The organism is Bacillus sp. S/N-304-OC-R1, from assembly GCF_019749375.1.
GTDB lineage: Bacteria > Bacillota > Bacilli > Bacillales > Cytobacillaceae > Cytobacillus.
In genome coordinates, this window is the sequence record NZ_JACWFE010000017.1 from 32,917 (window position 1) to 50,793 (window position 17,877).

A 17,877-nucleotide genomic window follows, 5' to 3' on the forward strand; every position below is an offset into this window, starting at 1 on the left:
TTTTTCATTGTTTAACCCTAAACCATTTTGGATGGATCAACCCACTCATCAAATTGATCGCTTGTTAAATAACCTGTTTTTAGTGCAGCATCTTTAAGGGTGCTATTTTCATTAAACGCGAGTTTGGCAATTTCTGCTGCTTTTTCATAGCCAATATGAGGGTTTAAAGCGGTAACAAGCATTAATGATCGATTTACATGCTCAGAAATGACCTCTTTGTTTGCCTCTAATCCTGACATGCAATTTTCATTAAACGAATTCATGCCATCTGAAAGAAGGCGAATACTTTGGATTAAGTTAAAAATAATTACCGGCTTAAAAACGTTTAATTCAAAATTACCTTGACTTGCTGCAAATCCAATCGTGGCATCATTCCCAAATACCTGACAAGCGATCATCGTCAGTGCTTCACTTTGCGTTGGGTTTACTTTTCCTGGCATAATTGAGCTTCCGGGCTCATTGGCAGGGATCGTTAACTCGCCGATTCCGCTTCTTGGACCGCTTGCAAGCCATCTGACATCATTGGCAATCTTCATCAGATCAGCTGCCAATGCCTTCAATGCTCCATGAACATGGACAATCTCATCATGGCTCGTTAAAGCATGGAATTTATTCGCTGATGAACGAAATGAATGTCCAGTTAGTTTCGATATTTCACCAGCAACCTCATCCCCAAATGATTTATCTGCATTTATCCCTGTACCAACTGCAGTTCCGCCAATAGCGAGATCTAGTAAATGATCTATTGCTTCTGAGATCATTTTCTCGTTTTTATCAAGCATCGCACGCCATCCGCTTATTTCCTGTCCTAGAGTTAATGGCGTTGCATCCTGCAAATGAGTTCTTCCAATTTTAACAATTGATGAGAATGCCTTTTCTTTTTCGTTAATCGTCTTTTTCAAACTGCGAAGTGCGGGAAGCAGCTTTTCAGCCAATTCAATATATGCTGCGATATGCATTGCAGTTGGGAACGTGTCATTCGAGCTTTGTGACATATTAACATCGTCATTCGGATGTATTTTCACAGTAGGCTCACCAGTTGTTCCGAGTAATTCATTTGCTCTTCTTGCCACCACTTCATTAACGTTCATATTTGTTTGAGTACCACTTCCTGTTTGCCATACAACTAGTGGAAAATGTTCATCAAATTTTCCTTGAGTCATTTCATCTGCAGCCTGGACAATTGCCTGTTTTTTTTCATCGGACAGTTTTCCCAGCCGATTATTGACGATCGCAGCCGCATTTTTTATTTTGGCAAATGCATAGATTAACTCCATCGGCATTTTTTCAATCCCGATTTTGAAATTTTCTTTACTTCTTTGCGTCTGCGCTCCCCAATATTTTTCAGCTGGAACCTTCACTTCACCAAGTGTATCTCTTTCAATCCGAAAATTGGTCATCACTTTCGTCCTCCATTTTTCAAAATAAAAAATACATCATTATAATCTATTCCCTATTTTCGAGCTTTTATGGTCAAAAAAAAACCACTTGCATGAGCAAGCAGTTTTTAGTGTTTTACTACCGTATAACCTATAAAATATCCTAATACCATAATACTCGCAATAACTAATGTAATTGAAAGCTGTTCCATCCCTACATCCCCCTAAAACTGTTTATACTTTTAAATTAGCATAGAAAAAGGGAGAGGATTATTATGAGTTAGTAACAATTCGTGACAACAAAGTGACATATTTTTGAACTTTTTATAGGTTATTCCACGATTACAGCCGTTCCATAAGCAATGATCTCCGATGCATTTTGCATAACAGCAGATGACTGAAGTTTCATGCCAATAATTGCATTAGCACCCTTTGATTTTGCATCATCGACCATTCTGCCAATAGCCTTTTGTCTTGCTTCATCCATCATTTCTGTATACTCACTGATTTCTCCGCCGACAATTGTCCGTAATCCAGCCATTATATCCTTACCAATGTGTTTTGACTGAATGCAGCCTCCACGGACAAATCCTTTTAATTCTTTAATTTCTTTTCCAGGCACTGAATCAATAGTTACGATAATCATCTCTATTTTCCTCCTCTTTATCTTTCTGTCTCTCATTTATTAAGATAATAATAATAATGATAAATAGAACACCATAAATAACATATATCAATATCGCCATTTTAATATTTATGAACAGCATTACGATTCCAAGCAATTGACTAATAACAGTGAGCAAAAGAAGGAATTGCTTAATATTTCCCAAACATCATCATTCCCCTAATGTTTTGTTTTTTTCTTTTTCCATATTTTCCTCACAAAAATAAGGTAAAAAATAGTAGGAGAAGGAGCCTGTATTAAACCAAGAATTCCCCATAGCCAGTAGTTATGGCCGTGTTTTCTCGCGTTAATAAACAGAAAGGTACTTTGACTAATTAATATAACTGCGACTAAAACAAGTATTGGGACTGAAATTTCTTCATTCATGTTTCCTTCACCTTTTTAAAATGCTGAACAGATACATGTGCAATGATAAAGATAATAGCCAGCCCTTGTACCGCAACGAAAACCATTGGAACACTGTAAAGAGCAAAGAGAATTCCACTCAAAATAAGCAGTGCTACAATCGCAAAAAGGGATACATCAAAAATAAGTTTCTTTTTTAATTTTTGCTTTTCTTCCTCAACTAAATTCTCAAACCATTCTATATTTGGGGAATTCATATTAATACCTTGATCAACTGTATCTAAACCTCTCTGGATTTCCTTCATAGTAAATAAAAATTCTTCATCTAATTCCTGATCATCTATTATGTCTTTCTCATTAGTCATTTAATTTCAGCTCCTTCCTGACAGCCATGATTCCATTATGAACTCTTGACTTTACCGTACCAGCGGAAATTTTCAGCAACTCTCCAATCTCATCATAAGAATATCCATAATAATGCCTTAAAATGATAGGAACCCTTACATCATCTGATAATTTACCTAAAGCAGATAGAGCATCGTTCCATTCCTCATTCCTTGACTCCAGATGCCACTTCAACTTCCGATATTGCCCCTCTTCTTGCTGCCAAGCTTTTTCTCTTTTCTTTCTTCGCTGCTGATCAATGTAAAGATTAGTAGCAATTGAAATCAGCCAAGAGGAAAACTTTGATTTGAATTGATATAACCGAATTTTTTCTACACATTTAGCCATTGTTTCTTGAGCTAGCTCTTCAGCTATATCTGGATTCATCGTTACTTTAATTAAATACTTAACTAGAAAGGGATAATTTTTTTGAAAAAGCAAGGCAAGCGCGCGTTTATCTCCAGACTTTGCGCTTAAAATGAGCTCTTTCTCCTCCATCTGATCTGGTTCCTCTCCTTCATATCATCCCGCTTCTTCACTTTTATAAGATGCAGCAAGTTAGCTGCTTTATAGATAAGACGCTTGATAATAAAATTCGTTCATTCATATTATAAATTTTTTTTCCAAAAAAGTATGGAAAAATAAAAAAAACTTGGCGTTTAATGCCAAGTTTTTTGCTCTAATCATGTTTCTTTCCTTTATGTTTCTTCATTTTCTTTTCCCATTTTTTCTTTTCTTTTTCTATTTTCTTTTGCAATTTATCATTATTTTTCAAAAAGCCTTTATTGAATGGAGCAAATTGCTCCTCCCGCTTTTTCTTTTCCATGAATGAGTCTATATGCGGAACCCCAAAGGAGACAGCCTCTTGATTTAGCAAAGCCTTCGCCATAATATCTTTGAAAATGGGTGCCGTTCCTACGCCTCCAGTTGTTGTTAAATAATGATCTTTATCTGTTCGGTCATATCCTACCCATACTGCTCCAACGAGCTGGGGGGTGTAACCGACAAACCATTGATCCTTTACCCCATTAACTCCTTCAATTGGCACTTGAGTTGAACCCGTTTTACCTGCTATCTCTCGTCCGGGAATTTGCGCGGCCTTACCAGATCCATGCTCTACAACGCCAAGCAGCATCGTTGTAATCTTATCTGTTACCTCTTTTGTAGTCACCCGAGTTTTCTTATCTTCCCATTTACCAACAGTATTTCCATGAGAATCTACGATTTTAACAATAGCATGAGCATCAGATTTTTCACCGTGATTGGCAAAAACCGTATAGGCTTCAGCCATATTCAGAGGAGAAACTCCTTTACTTGTTCCGCCAAGAGCAAGAGCGAGGTTGTGATTAATCGCGTCCTCAGGGATACCAAACCTCTTGGCAGAGTCAATTCCCTTTTCAATGCCGATTTCATTAAAAAGCCAGACGGCAGGAATATTTAATGAATCCTTAACCGCTTCATACATTGGAACTCTACCTCGGAATTGGAAATTATAATTATTTGGCTCATAATCGCCAAACTTCATCTTCTCATCCTTTAATTCATCTGTAATATCCCAGCCGTTCTCTAGAGCAGGTGTATAGGGAACAATAGGCTTCATTGTCGATCCTGGCTGGCCGACGGGATGAACAGCACGGTTGAGGCCAAGTAGTGTATGCTCTCCCCTTCCTCCAACCAAAGCCCGCACGCCTCCGTCTTTCGGATCAATTAGAATCGCCCCGCTTTGAACTAGCCGATCATCCGAACTAGGAGGAAACAGCGAATCGTTCTGATACGTTTCTTCTACTCCCTTTTGCATTGAAGGATCAAGCTCTGTATAGATGTGATACCCTTTTGTTAATAAATCATCCAGAGATAGACCGAATTTCTTCATCCCTTCCTCTAAAACAAAATCAACATAATATGGGTATTTGCCTTTATAAGGGTCTCCGCCTTTGTCATCAAAAACAAGTTGCTCGTTTTTCGCTTCTTCCCACTGTTTTTCTGTAATAAAACCATATTCTTTCATTTTTGAAAGAACAATGTCACGCCTCTCAAGTGCAGCTTTTTCATTTTTGTAAGGATTAATAACAGATGGAGCTTTAATTAATCCAGCTAATAGGGCAGACTCACTAATCGTTAAATCCTTTACATCCTTCCCATAATACTTCATAGCTGCACGCTTAATGCCCCATGCACCTTCACCAAAATAAATTTGATTTAAGTACATTTGCAGAATTTCATCTTTTGTATATTCCTTTTCAATTTCCCTTGCCAAAAAGAACTCTTCTATTTTACGTTTATATGTTTTTTCCGATGATAATAATGCATTTTTCGTTAACTGCTGTGTAATCGTACTGCCACCTTCAACTACTCCGCCCGCTTTTATATTGCGAAAAAACGCTCTGCCAATACTCTTGAAATTAACACCGTTATGCTCGTAAAAACGATGATCTTCAATCGCAATCACAGCTTTTTTCATATGTTCTGGTATTTCGGAGATGGATGCCCCTTCCACTTTATTGGCTGAAATTTTGCTGGCAATTTCTCCATTGGCATCATAAATAACTGTCGACTGTGCAAAACCTTCTTCTAATGATTGAATATTTGCTCTGCTAGCGTAATAATAAAAAAAGCCCAAAAATGCTAATGCTGCAATTGATGCAGTTAATATAGCAATTTGAGTCAAATGCTTCTGTTTCCATAGTTTTAGGAATTTATTAAAAACAGATTGTTTCTTTCTCATAATTCCTCCAATTGTCAATCTAAGATGTCTATCACAATGTCATTTATAAAAGGATTCGATTAGACGATGGCATTTATGAGGGTCAAATTTATTATAAATATTAAAAAGGGCAGCCCTATGGATCAAGCTGCACCTTCTTTTACATTATTTAACTGCTTTTTTCCATTATTAATTCGGCAAATCTCTCTCTTGAGGAAGCTTCATCAAAGCTACTATAAATTCGAAAATGATCCTCATCAATTATGCGAAAATGCTGGCTAATCAAATTTTGCTGCAGCAATATACCGTTTCTCTTTTCAATTTCTCTCCACCAAATTTTTCCGCCCATTGTTTTTTCTTTTCGATAATCGATGCCTTCTCTCGCAATTGTTTCCAAAACCTCCAGAGGCTCATTCCCAAATAAAAAACGGACCGTCTCCGTTTCCCTAAATAGCGCGCAAACAGTCACAACTGTAGACCAGCCCGCTTCTACTCTTCCCTTCTCGATCTGTACTAGGGTTTTTTTCGAAACACCGACTATCTCCGCCATTTTATCCTGTGTATATCCTGCTTCTGTACGGATAAGACGCAGCTTCTCTGAAACTTTATAAATTATTTCTTCACGAGTCAAGTAGCCTTCATTCCTTTAATATAAGTGTATTTTTACACTGCCTCTTTCATTATAAAAGAAAGAATTCATAAATGAAATAAAAATAAAACTGCTTTTAATAAAGCAGTTTCAAAAAATATTATCGTTCAATTGAATGATTGGTGTTATCGTAGACTGAACTGCATGAGCTTTTACATGATTTTTTTATTGCGCAGCTAGCGCATTTGCCTTGCTTCGATTTATTAATAAATTTAAACAAGGTCCAGCCTGCATATCCAAAAATAATAAGTCCGATCAATATATTTATAACCATTTCCCTCACCCCGTTTAATGAAATCCAAGCAGCTTGCCGCCATGAAAGATAATCAATGATAATACATATGCTATAACAAATGCATATACAATCGAGAAAACCGTCCATTTCTTCGATCTAGTTTCTTTGTATATCGTCGCTGTTGTAGCAAGACAAGGAATATACAATAGAATGAAAATCATGAAACTAAAAGCTGACAGTGGTGTGAAATAATTGGATAAGAGAGCCTGTAAGCTGCTCTCATCAGGAACGAAATAAATGATATTCATCGTTGAAATAATTGCTTCTTTTGCGAGAAAGCCAGTAATTAATGAAGCACCGGCCTGCCAAGTACCAAACCCAAGCGGCTGAAATATCGGTGCTAGAATACCCCCAATGGAAGCTAAATAACTATCATCCATATCAACGGCTAATCCGCCAGGTCCTGCATAGGATAAAAGCCAAATAAAAACAGAGCCTGCAAAAATGAATGTTCCTGCTTTTCTAACGAAGCCCTTCCCTTTATCCCAAGTACTTCTCCACAATGTACGAAATTGCGGAAGACGATATGGTGGAAGTTCAATTACAAATATTGATGTCTCTCCTTTTAAAATCGTTGACGAAAAAATCTTTGCCAAAATAAGAGCAACAGCAATACCGATTACATAAATAGACAGTACAACTAAAGCTTGATTTTTAGCAAAAAATGCGCCGATAAAAAGTGCATAGATTGGCAAACGTGCTGAGCAGGACATTAATGGTGTTAACAATATTGTCAGAAGTCTTTCCTTAGGTGTTTCAATTGTCCTTGCCGCCATAATTCCTGGAACATTACAGCCAAAACCAATGATCATTGGAATAAAGGCCTTTCCGTTTAGTCCAACTGCTTCCATTATTCGATCCATGACTAATGCAACTCTAGCCATATAACCTGAATCTTCAAGGAAAGAAATGAAAAAGAAAAGGATAAAAATTTGCGGTACAAATACAAGTACTCCTCCAACTCCAGCAACAATTCCATCAAGAATTAATGATTGAATAAATTCAGACGCACCGATAGATTGCAGCAAGTGTCCAACACTGTCAGAAAATACACCTGTTATGAAGCTGTCTAAAAGGTCAGATAATGGGGTACCAAGACCATTAAATGTGAGCATAAACAACAAATACATAAATAATAAAAAGATAGGGAGACCTAAGAATTTATTAGTGAGAATAACATCTATTTTTTCAGATAGCGGTGTCTTCTCTTCGCTTCTTGTAATATTAGATTCCTTTAAGACCTTTTGAATAAATGTATTTCTTTTTTCAAAAATAAAACGATCTAAAGTTGTTTTGTAGTTTGTATATATTGTCTTTTCTACATCGCTAACAAAATGTGAAAGTGCCTCATCGCCTATATAGCCTGCTAAATATTCCTTCACATACTGATTACCTTCAAACAATTGAAGAGCAAGCCAGCGAGAAAAATCTCCGCCCTTCAATTCAATTTGATCTGCCAACTCTTTGATTGATTGTTCTAACTCGATGCCATAATCTACAATCTGATTGTTCGGGTAAGGGGATACTCCGCCTGTAACCAAATCAGCGAGGTGATCACATCCCTTTCCTGTCCTAGCTGTAATCTGTACAACAGGAATTCCTAAAGTTCTTGATAGCTGTTCAGAATCAATTTGGATTCCCCTGTTTTTGGCAACATCCATCATATTAAGACCGATCACTGCCGGCTTGCCAAACTCCAATAGCTGAATGGTTAAATGCAAATTTCTTTCTAATTGAGAAGCATCTAATATATTTAGCATTTTATCTACTGATTCTGATAAGAAAAACTTCGTTACAACACCTTCATCCTTTGATAATGGATTTAAAGTGTAAATACCGGGCAAATCAATTAGCTTTGCTTTTTTATTTTTTAGTACCCCTACCTTTTTTTCTACTGTAACCCCGCTCCAGTTACCGACATATTCATAGGAGCCTGTTAAATGATTAAAAAGTGAGGTCTTACCGGTATTTGGATTCCCGATTAATGCAATATCCATTATAATCTCTCCACTGCTATTTGACTTGCTTCCTTTTTGCGGATACCAACACATTGCCCGCAAGCTTCAATCATGACTGGGCCTCCAAAAGGCATAACACATTTAACACAAACTTCCGTCCCCTCAATAAAGCCCATGTCCTGCAGTCTGCGCTGCACTAGTCGATCAATATCAGATATATTTACAATCCGGCCTTTTTCACCTTTTTTCATATTTCCAAGCATAATAAACACCAGATCCTTTATAATTGAGAATGATTATCTTTATTATACTTTATAAAAAAACTCTCTGAAAAGGGTTTTTTAAAAAATACATAAATCTTTCATTTTTAGATCAATCTCCCCTTTTATGACAAAGAAAGAGTAGTCTCGAAGAACTGTTTTTTTATTCGTTTTATTTCGACAAAGGAAATTCTCAAAAAAAGTAGAAGTTTATATAACTATGGTAGATGATATTTTTATTGATAAAGAATGGAGAGACTAATGTTAACGAAATCCAGTAAGCAGGTTGTTGAGATACTGTACAAAGAAAAACTAAATATGTTAGATGTATGGGAAGAAAATATTCAAGTATCAACAGATGATCCTTTTAAAGATCGAATGAAAGAAAATGGAGAAGTAATGTTTTATCTTCTTATTCAGTGCTTTTCGAGCAAAGAAGAGGATTTAGTAAAAATGATTCGTAAATTTGCCATTTCCATAGCGGATCAACGGTTAAAGGCAGGCATTAATATTGGGGAATTTGTGTATAACGTCAATCTGGGAAGATCAATATTTCAAGAAAGCCTGGATAAGATGGATCTTGATTTGGAGGAACTAAAGGAGTATACACAGAAGGTTCAATTTTGTTTTGATCAGTTTTTATATTTTTCAGTTACATATTATAGTGACGCCAAAAATCAAATTATAGAAGAGAAAACTCAATTTATTGATACGAGTCATAAAGATCGTCTAACACTGCTAGGGCAAATGACATCTAGTTTTATCCACGAGTTTCGAAACCCGCTTACCTCTGTGCAAGGCTTCATTCAATTATTAAAAGCTGAGAATCCAGAATTGAAATATTTAGATATTATTTCAATTGAATTAGAGCAATTGAATTTTCGCATATCCCAATTTCTTTTACTTTCAAAGAAGGAATTAATCGGTAAAGAGAAAATCAGATTTTCACTAAATGAAATCATTGAAGAAGTTTTAGTCTTCTTATACCCTAGTATTCTGGACGGGAAGGTAAAAGTTGAGAAATATATAGATGATGAAATATTTCTTTTAGGCTATGCCGATGAAATTCGTCAAGTTTTCATTAATATTATTTTTAATGCGATCGATGTCCTACATGCATATTCACCAGAACCGTTAATAAAAATATCAAGCCATTTCCAAGAGAATTCATTTATTAGGCTGGAAATAGCCAATAATGGACCAAAAATACCACAACATCTAGTAAAATCAATCTTCGAGCCGTTCGTCACAACAAAATCACTCGGTACTGGATTAGGATTATTTGTTTGTAAAGAAATTATTGAAAAACATAAAGGAACTCTAGCGTGTGAAACAAAAGGAGACTTAACTGTATTTAGCATTATCCTCCCAATCTCCAAAAGTAGACAAGGCTGACTCTATCAATATGAGTCGGTTTTTGTTCATTTGTATTTTGTTTATTAGGTATAACTCCTGCCCCTTTGGAAAAATCTTATGTACTTCTATAGACTTTCAGATTAAAATGGGGAATAATCTCAATTTACCAAAAAAGGGGAGTTTTATCATGTTCGTCTTAAAAGTTGATCAGGACATTGAGCTTCAGCTATTTCAATTGCATCATTCTGAAGAGCTTTACAATTTAGTAGATAGTAATAGACATCATTTAAGAGAGTGGCTCCCTTGGGTGGATAATATGACCTCCCCTGCTCAGTACCATGCGATTATTCCGATTTGGCTTAGACAGTTTGCAGATAATAACGGGTTTAATACCGGCATCCGATATAAAGGCCAGCTTGTTGGTTCTATTGGCTTCCATAACATTGACTGGAATAATAGACAGACTAGTATTGGCTACTATCTTGGTAAAGGCTTTGAAGGTAAGGGAATCATGACAAGGACGGTCCAAGCACTCGTAAATTATGCATTTTTAGATTTAAATTTAAATAGAATAGAAATTCGCTGTGGAGTCGGCAATAAGAAAAGCCGCGCTATTCCGGAGAGATTAGGATTTGTTCAAGAAGGAATTATTCGAGACGTTGAATTTTTATATGATCATTATCATGATTTAGTTGTTTACGGAATGCTTGCACGGGATTGGAAATAGAAGAAGGTCCATTTTAGAGGACCTTCTTCTTATTTTGCTGTTTTCTTATACTGCTCCAATCCACTTTGTGATTTTATTATTGAAAAAAGCAACAATCTTTTAGATAAGTAGTTCCGTTTCGGTGGAGAAACATACCAAATAATATGCTAATTAGCAGACCAAATCGCATATGATTTGGTTTCCTATTATCCTCTTATATATCAACGATTATGAGATTTTACAACTTTACTTAGCAAGCGAAATTGCAAACTAAAAAATATCTTGACAATTGTTGATGTCAACGTCCTAATTACTTTGTTAATTCATCTGGTATTTACTATGTTGATTTTTTTCTTAAGTAGGTAATTGATGTCTTTTTTTTAGTAACCAAAGATAATTAAAATAAACGGAGATTTTCCGGTTAGACAGCAGAATAGAGTTCGGTTCGAGGTATATAAGCGGAGGTTTTCCGATTAAGCAAAGCAATATTACTCATTTTCACGTTTTTCAAGTCAATAGTCGGAATCTTTCCGTCTATTTTAAGCTATTTTCAGTGCTATTTCCTAATTAAGAGAAATTTCTTCGCTTATTTCAAACTCGCTAATGAACTTTTACAACTTCTCCTTTAAGCATAAAAAAGACAAAAGCTTGGAAAACCCAAGCTTTTGATATTGTTATTTACTTGTTATTCAATGCTACGAAATCTTATGTTATTTGTGCTGCGTTTTTAGATTTCCTCCATTTTATAGGAACTACTTATTTTTTAGAAAATTGCATATTATTTTGTTCCCTTGACTCTTAGCAGTCTTAAACCATTTAATGTGACAATTAGAGTAGCCCCCATATCAGCAAATATGGCAATCCATAAGGTGAGCCAGCCAGGAACGACAAGCATTAATGCCAGGAGCTTAATACCAATCGAAAAAATAATATTCTGTTTAATGATAGTTAGTGCTTTTCTGCTTAATTTTATAGTAAACGGCAGTTTCGTTAAATCATCACTCATTAAGGCAATATCAGCGGTTTCAAGTGCAGTGTCTGTCCCTGCACCGCCCATTGCAATACCGACGGTAGCAGCAGCAAGTGCTGGTGCATCGTTCACACCGTCCCCCACCATAGCAACATTCACATATTTAGAACGAAGCTCGTGGATATAAGTTAATTTATCCTCTGGAAGCAATTGAGCTGCGATACTTTTGACTCCAATATGCTCAGCTACCGCATTGGCAGTTCCATGATTGTCGCCTGTCAGCATAATTGTTTCTTCAATACCTAATTCGTGAAGTTTTCGAATGACCCCTCTGCTGCTCTCCCTTATTTCATCAGAGATTGCAGCTATTCCGATCATTGTATCCTCATTCCCTAGTATCACAACCGTCTTACCTTCATTTTCTAATCTTGAAATGTCAGCAGAAACAGATTTAATGTCAGGATGCCCGTCAAATAGCCTTGGACTGCCAAGCAGATAATTCACTTCATCGATCTGACCTTTAATTCCTTTTCCTGTTATTGAAGTAAAATCAAACACTTCAATGCTTTTATAAGAAATTTCCTCCTGGTCAGCCCTATTCATGATCGCTTTTGCAAGTGGGTGCTGAGAGCCTTTCTCTAATGCGGCTGCAACCCTCAATAGCTCTCCTTTTCCCGCATGATGGTACGTGAGGATTTCTGTAACTGCTGGAATTCCTTTAGTTAATGTGCCAGTTTTATCAAAAGCAATCGCTCTTAATGCTCCCGCCTCTTCTAAATGAATACCGCCTTTAATAAGAACACCGTTTCTCGCGGCATTTCCTATTGCTGTCACAATTGATACTGGCGTTGAAATAACAAGTGCACAAGGACAGCCGACGACTAAAACTGCTAAGCCTTGATAAATCCACTTATCCCAATTTCCATTGAATAATAACGGAGGAATAATTGCGACTAGGAAGGCAATCAGTATGATGACAGGCGTGTAATATTTAGCGAACTTATCGACAAACGCCTGGGATGGAGCTCGTTCTCCCTGGGCTTCTTCAACAAGATGAATAATCTTTGCAAGTGTCGTATCCTCTATCGTTTTTGTTACTGTAATTTCTAGTAGTCCTTCAACATTTAACGTGCCGGCAAATACTTCATCACCAATCGATTTGTTAACAGGAATGGACTCTCCTGTAATCGGAGCCTGATCAACAGTCGAAGTTCCGGTTAGAACTGTTCCATCCATCGCAATTTTTTGCCCCGGCTTTACGATCATAATATCCCCAATAAGAATATCCTCCACAGGGATGAACATTTCCCTTCCGTATCGTTTGATCTGTGCTTCCTTCGGGGCAATATTCATCAGCGTTCCTATCGATGCTCTAGCTTTATCCATGGAGTAAGCCTCAAGCACCTCACTAATCGCAAATAGAATAACAACAGTTGCCCCTTCTCCCCACTCTCCAATAAGTGCTGCGCCGATAATCGCTATCGTCATTAATGTTCGCATATCGAATTGCAGTCTGAAGAGATTTTGTATTCCTGTCTTAAAAAGGTTGAAGCCGCCAATAATTATGGATAAAGCATATGGGATAACAGACCCGATATATCCTTCTCCATAATTAGATTGAATTAGCCAGCCAGCTAAAAGGAAAACACATGCAAGCAGCACATTCCAATTCTTTTTATAAAAAGGGACTTTTACAAATTCCACCTTTTCTTTCTCAGGAATAAGCTTAATACCTTCAAAGGCACCTGCCTCTTCAAGCTTTTGTATTGTTGTTTCACCATAAACCGTTAGCTTCGAAGCTCCAAAATTAACATTCGCATCAATCACACCATCCAGGTGCTTAACGTTCTTTTCGAACTTTTGGGCGCAGCTAATTCAAGAAAATCCTTGAACACGGTAAACAGTCTTATTCGATTCCTTTTCGATTGCCTGTTCCACGCAAAGCCACCTCCTTTTGATGGATAAATGCAATTTTGATGAGCTGGCGGACATGATCATCATCTAGCGAATAATAGACTAGCTTGCCTTTTTTCTCATACTTAGCGAGGCCAAGTTTTCTAAGTGTTCGCAAATGATGTGATGCAGATGCAATAGAACATCCAGCAATATTAGCCATATCACATACACATAAAGGCTCCTCTAGGACTAATGCATATGCAATCTTTATACGAGTAACATCAGCAAGAGCCTTGAAAATTTTCGTTACATCTTTTGTATTCTGATCGGTTATCTTTATTTTTAACCGCTCCACCTTCTCCTCATCCACGCAAGTAATTTCACAAACATCCTGTTCTGTATTCATTTCTCACCAACATTCAAATGTATATTTGAATATTAGTTTATTCTATACTTTCGATTACTGTCAAAGAAATTTGCAAAATCTTTTATTTATTTCAAAAAGATAGTAAAGCACGATGATATGTTTATTTTCATTGTACATATAGGTATATATCTAGAATGGCTCCTTTTTCTAATAAATATAGTTCGTTTCGGGAAAAGTAAATTTCAAAGGAGGTGAACGCTCCTTACATATTGTAGGGACCTATTTTATGCTGCTTAATCTTTTTCTTCTATTTTTATTAATTGCACTAACAGCTTTTTTTGTTGCTTCCGAATTCGCTATGGTTAAAGTTCGCTCTTCCCGAATTGACCAATTGATTGCGGAAGGGAATCCAAAGGCTCAAGCTGCAAAAAAAGTAACCTCCAATCTTGATGAATACTTATCTGCTTGTCAGCTTGGAATTACTATAACTGCTTTAGGGCTGGGCTGGCTTGGTGAACCAACAATTGAAAGCTTGCTTCATCCAATCTTTGTAAAGCTCAATTTACAAACGTCTCTTACAAATATCATATCGTTTATTATAGCGTTCTCTCTTGTTACCTTCTTACACGTCGTTATTGGCGAATTGGCTCCAAAGACATTTGCCATCCAAAAAGCAGAAGCTATTACATTGAGTTTTTCAAAGCCGCTAATTTGGTTTTACAAAATCATGTTTCCATTTATATGGGCATTAAATCACTCAGCAAGATTTGTTTCGAGTCTGTTTGGCTTAAAGCCTGTTTCAGAACATGAAATAGCACACTCTGAAGAGGAGCTGCGAATTATTCTTTCGGAAAGCTTGAAAAGTGGAGAAATTAATCAGTCAGAATATAAATATGTAAATAATATTTTTGAATTTGATAATCGAATTGCTAAGGAAATTATGGTTCCTCGTACTGAAATCGTAAGCATTGATGAAAATGCCACTCTTTCTGAAGTACTGGACATCATTATGAATGAACGATACACAAGATATCCGGTTACTGGAGGTGATAAAGACACCATTCTCGGCCTTATTAATGTCAAAGAAATTTTAACTGACTGTATTCGCAATAAATGCCAAGAAGAAAAAACAGTCGTGCAATACATTAAGCCAGTTATTAAAGTCATTGAAACGGTTCCCATTCATGACCTGCTGTTAAAAATGCAGAAAGAAAGGACTCATATGGCAATCCTTTTTGATGAGTATGGCGGAACAGCAGGTTTGGTTACAGCCGAGGATATTCTTGAGGAGATTGTCGGTGAAATTCGTGATGAGTTTGATACCGATGAGCTTCCTTTCGTCCAAAAGCTGGACAAGGATCATTATATATTGGATGCTAAGCTTCTTATATCTGAAACGAATGATTTATTAGGAACTAATATCAACGAGGAAGAAGTAGATACAATCGGAGGGTGGATTCTTACACAAAAATTTGATCTTGAGCCAGGGGACAGCATTGCGCATGATGGATATGAATTTATTATAAAAGAAATAGAAGGTCATCATATTCTTTATATTGAAGTGAAGAAATCAATAACAGCACTTTGATGAATAGACCATTAGGAACGCTAATGTTTACTTTGTTTCCTAATTGCGGTCTGTTCTTTTATTTATTTTCTGAAAATTCAAATACATATTTGTGATATGTTGTAAATAAATTAAAGTAATAAAATGTTATTAAACTGTTACGTTTGACTGTATGGTTTTCCCTAACATATAATAAGCTTAGGGAGCTGTACTCAATTTTAAATGTACTAGAATGTTAGAGATGGGTTTTTTCACTTTTATTAGATGCAGCTGCAGATCCAGATTTTTTAAAAGCTGGACTTTAATGTTAATTAAACCCGAAAATCTCAGCAGTTTATTAATTATTGATGGGGTGATAGGATGGGGCAGTTTATCGCATCGGTGAATTAGCTAGGCTTGCAAACGTGTCAAAACGTACTATAGATTATTATACAAACATTGGGCTTATTGTAGCACAGCGAACAAAATCCAATTATCGGATGTATTCTGAAGAGGTGCTTTCCGATTTAAGATTTATTGAAGAATGCAAAACGATGCATATTCCATTAGACGAGATTAAGAGAAAACTAGAATTAAGATCAAACACTGTTATGCATACAAGGGATGTTGAGAGACAAATTGATGCAGTTACACAGCAAATTAAGCAGCTTCATAATGAAATTGCTGTATTGCTGCCACTGATCAACCGTCTAGATGAAGAACAAAAAGATGACCTCTCAAAAAAGCTTAATACTGAGGGCAATACATTAATAAAATCTCTTGTCAGCTTAACAAGTTAACAATTTTCTACTATTTCAGGAGGTGACTCCTTACCCGAATCTAATCGGGATAAGGAAATTATTTGGACATATTAAACTTGGTTATTATAGCCATTTTAATTGCTTTGACGGCATTTTTTGTTGCTTCAGAATTTGCCATCGTTAAGATAAGAAGTTCAAGAATTGATCAATTAATCGAAGAAGGAAATAAAAGTGCAATCCCAGCAAAAAAAGTGATTAGCAATTTGGATGAATATTTGTCAGCATGCCAATTAGGGATAACCATTACGGCTCTTGGAATCGGTTGGCTTGGAGAACCAACAATTGCCCATATGCTTCGCCCCGTTTTTAATAGCTTACATGTGCCAAGTTCAGCATCACATATTATTTCGGTTGGAATTGCCTTTGGGATCATTACCTTCCTACACGTTGTTGTCGGGGAATTGGCGCCAAAAACTCTAGCAATTCAAAAGGCAGAAAAAGTTACATTGTTGACTGCCCGTCCATTAATCTTATTCTATAAGATCATGTATCCGGCTATTTGGGCATTAAATGGATCAGCTCGCCTATTTTCTGGGTTATTTGGATTAAAGCCTGTTTCTGAACACGAATTAGCCCATTCTGAAGAAGAACTTCGCATCATTTTATCTGAAAGCTATGAAAGTGGCGAAATCAACCAATCTGAGTTTAAGTATGTAAATAAAATCTTTGATTTTGATGACCGGATTGCGAAAGAAATTATGGTTCCACGGACCGAGATTGTTTCATTCTCAAAAGATGACACGCTTGAAAGCTTTTTGCAAACGGTTTATGAAGAGAAATTTACACGCTATCCAATTATTGATGGCGATAAAGACCATATTATTGGTTTAGTTAATATTAAAGAAGTTATGACTGATCTGATTAAAAACAAACAGTTGACTTCAAATAAGCTCGAAGCTTATACTCGTCCAATTATTCGCGTTATTGATACAATTCCAATTCATGATCTGCTTCTTAAAATGCAGAAGGAAAGAATTCATATGGCGATCCTCATGGATGAATATGGTGGTACCTCCGGGCTTGTAACGGTTGAAGATATTATCGAAGAAATCGTTGGTGAAATTCGCGATGAATTCGATATGGATGAAGTGCCAGAAATTCGAAAGATTAACGATGAGCACTATATTATCGACTCTAAAACACTTGTCAGTGAAGTAAGCGAACTGCTGAATATTGATATTAATGATGAAGATGTTGATACGATTGGCGGATGGATTCTTACAGAAAATTACGAAGCCAAGCAAGGTGACGTCATTTGCTTAGATTCCTATGCCTTTAAGATCATTGACATGGAAGAACATCACATTAAGTATATTGAAGTGACAAAGCTTAATGAAAATGAACAACCACAGACACTTCCATTAACTGAATCACAAGTTGTATAAGACAAGAAAAGCGCAAGCGCCTTGCTCACCCCCGACAAGCACAAGACGGTCCTCACGGAAAGGTGTTCTTTACCTTTCTGGGAGGAACGGCTTGTGACCTCGAGGGGGTAGGCGCTGGAGCTAGCCAGTTCTCAAAATGAATCGGGTCAGCCCCTGAAAAGGAGCTGACCC

The 17,877-nt window shown here is 36.6% G+C and carries 18 protein-coding genes; 5 read left to right on the forward strand and 13 right to left on the reverse strand.

Features of this window, described 5'->3' with window-relative positions; all coding sequences use genetic code 11:
* Positions 1 to 17: 17 nt before the first annotated feature.
* From fumC to H0173_RS14535, 11 genes are all read right to left on the reverse strand, one after another.
* Positions 18 to 1,400, reverse strand: a complete 1,383-nt coding sequence (fumC, locus tag H0173_RS14485) for a class II fumarate hydratase (RefSeq protein ID WP_221847245.1) — start codon at positions 1,398 to 1,400, stop codon at positions 18 to 20.
* A gap of 310 nt (positions 1,401 to 1,710) precedes the next feature.
* The gene (locus H0173_RS14490; RefSeq protein WP_221847246.1) at positions 1,711 to 2,025 is read right to left on the reverse strand and encodes a YbjQ family protein; all 315 of its coding nucleotides are present in this window, start codon (positions 2,023 to 2,025) and stop codon (positions 1,711 to 1,713) included.
* A complete protein-coding gene (locus tag H0173_RS14495) occupies positions 2,006 to 2,209 on the reverse strand; it encodes a hypothetical protein (RefSeq protein ID WP_221847247.1) in 204 nt (67 codons plus the stop codon). The genes H0173_RS14490 and H0173_RS14495 overlap by 20 nt, the downstream gene beginning before the upstream one ends.
* Before the next feature lie 14 nt (positions 2,210 to 2,223).
* On the reverse strand, positions 2,224 to 2,430 hold the full coding sequence (locus H0173_RS14500) for a sigma-Y antisigma factor component (RefSeq protein ID WP_221847248.1): 207 nt from the start codon (positions 2,428 to 2,430) through the stop codon (positions 2,224 to 2,226).
* Positions 2,427 to 2,774, reverse strand: a complete 348-nt coding sequence (locus H0173_RS14505; protein ID WP_221847249.1) for a YxlC family protein — start codon at positions 2,772 to 2,774, stop codon at positions 2,427 to 2,429. The genes H0173_RS14500 and H0173_RS14505 overlap by 4 nt, the downstream gene beginning before the upstream one ends.
* A complete protein-coding gene (sigY, locus tag H0173_RS14510; protein ID WP_221847250.1) occupies positions 2,767 to 3,291 on the reverse strand; it encodes an RNA polymerase sigma factor SigY in 525 nt (174 codons plus the stop codon). Before sigY ends, H0173_RS14505 begins: the two co-directional genes overlap by 8 nt.
* 181 nt (positions 3,292 to 3,472) lie before the next feature.
* A complete protein-coding gene (locus H0173_RS14515; protein WP_221847251.1) occupies positions 3,473 to 5,518 on the reverse strand; it encodes a transglycosylase domain-containing protein in 2,046 nt (681 codons plus the stop codon).
* Positions 5,519 to 5,666: 148 nt separating this feature from the next.
* On the reverse strand, positions 5,667 to 6,128 hold the full coding sequence (locus H0173_RS14520) for a helix-turn-helix transcriptional regulator (protein WP_221847252.1): 462 nt from the start codon (positions 6,126 to 6,128) through the stop codon (positions 5,667 to 5,669).
* A gap of 118 nt (positions 6,129 to 6,246) precedes the next feature.
* The gene (locus H0173_RS22775; RefSeq protein ID WP_396021238.1) at positions 6,247 to 6,528 is read right to left on the reverse strand and encodes a FeoB-associated Cys-rich membrane protein; all 282 of its coding nucleotides are present in this window, start codon (positions 6,526 to 6,528) and stop codon (positions 6,247 to 6,249) included.
* The gene (feoB, locus tag H0173_RS14530) at positions 6,435 to 8,438 is read right to left on the reverse strand and encodes a ferrous iron transport protein B (RefSeq protein WP_221847254.1); all 2,004 of its coding nucleotides are present in this window, start codon (positions 8,436 to 8,438) and stop codon (positions 6,435 to 6,437) included. The genes H0173_RS22775 and feoB overlap by 94 nt, the downstream gene beginning before the upstream one ends.
* Positions 8,438 to 8,662, reverse strand: coding sequence for a FeoA family protein (locus H0173_RS14535; RefSeq protein WP_221847255.1), 225 nt, complete (start codon positions 8,660 to 8,662; stop codon positions 8,438 to 8,440). The genes feoB and H0173_RS14535 overlap by 1 nt, the downstream gene beginning before the upstream one ends.
* A gap of 258 nt (positions 8,663 to 8,920) precedes the next feature.
* On the opposite strand from H0173_RS14535, the gene H0173_RS14540 reads away from it, so the two are divergent.
* Positions 8,921 to 10,054 carry a histidine kinase N-terminal domain-containing protein gene (locus H0173_RS14540; protein ID WP_221847256.1) on the forward strand — a complete coding sequence of 378 codons (1,134 nt, stop codon included), beginning with the start codon at positions 8,921 to 8,923 and terminating at the stop codon, positions 10,052 to 10,054.
* Between the two features lie 148 nt (positions 10,055 to 10,202).
* On the forward strand, positions 10,203 to 10,742 hold the full coding sequence (locus H0173_RS14545) for a GNAT family N-acetyltransferase (RefSeq protein WP_221847257.1): 540 nt from the start codon (positions 10,203 to 10,205) through the stop codon (positions 10,740 to 10,742).
* Between the two features lie 757 nt (positions 10,743 to 11,499).
* Here H0173_RS14545 and H0173_RS14550 read toward each other — a convergent pair.
* Both H0173_RS14550 and H0173_RS14555 read right to left on the reverse strand, forming a co-directional pair.
* Complete coding sequence (locus H0173_RS14550) at positions 11,500 to 13,629, reverse strand: heavy metal translocating P-type ATPase (RefSeq protein WP_313770651.1); 2,130 nt, start codon at positions 13,627 to 13,629, stop codon at positions 11,500 to 11,502.
* The gene (locus tag H0173_RS14555; RefSeq protein ID WP_221847259.1) at positions 13,598 to 13,993 is read right to left on the reverse strand and encodes an ArsR/SmtB family transcription factor; all 396 of its coding nucleotides are present in this window, start codon (positions 13,991 to 13,993) and stop codon (positions 13,598 to 13,600) included. The genes H0173_RS14550 and H0173_RS14555 overlap by 32 nt, the downstream gene beginning before the upstream one ends.
* 247 nt (positions 13,994 to 14,240) lie before the next feature.
* Here H0173_RS14555 and H0173_RS14560 point away from each other — a divergent pair, with 247 nt between their 5' ends.
* The 3 genes from H0173_RS14560 to H0173_RS14570 all read left to right on the forward strand — a co-directional run bounded on the left by H0173_RS14560 (position 14,241) and on the right by H0173_RS14570 (position 17,706).
* The gene (locus H0173_RS14560; RefSeq protein ID WP_221847260.1) at positions 14,241 to 15,542 is read left to right on the forward strand and encodes a hemolysin family protein; all 1,302 of its coding nucleotides are present in this window, start codon (positions 14,241 to 14,243) and stop codon (positions 15,540 to 15,542) included.
* Between the two features lie 356 nt (positions 15,543 to 15,898).
* Positions 15,899 to 16,300, forward strand: coding sequence for a MerR family transcriptional regulator (locus H0173_RS14565; protein ID WP_221847334.1), 402 nt, complete (start codon positions 15,899 to 15,901; stop codon positions 16,298 to 16,300).
* A 62-nt stretch (positions 16,301 to 16,362) separates the two neighbouring features.
* Positions 16,363 to 17,706, forward strand: coding sequence for a hemolysin family protein (locus H0173_RS14570; protein WP_221847261.1), 1,344 nt, complete (start codon positions 16,363 to 16,365; stop codon positions 17,704 to 17,706).
* Positions 17,707 to 17,877 lie beyond the last annotated feature (171 nt).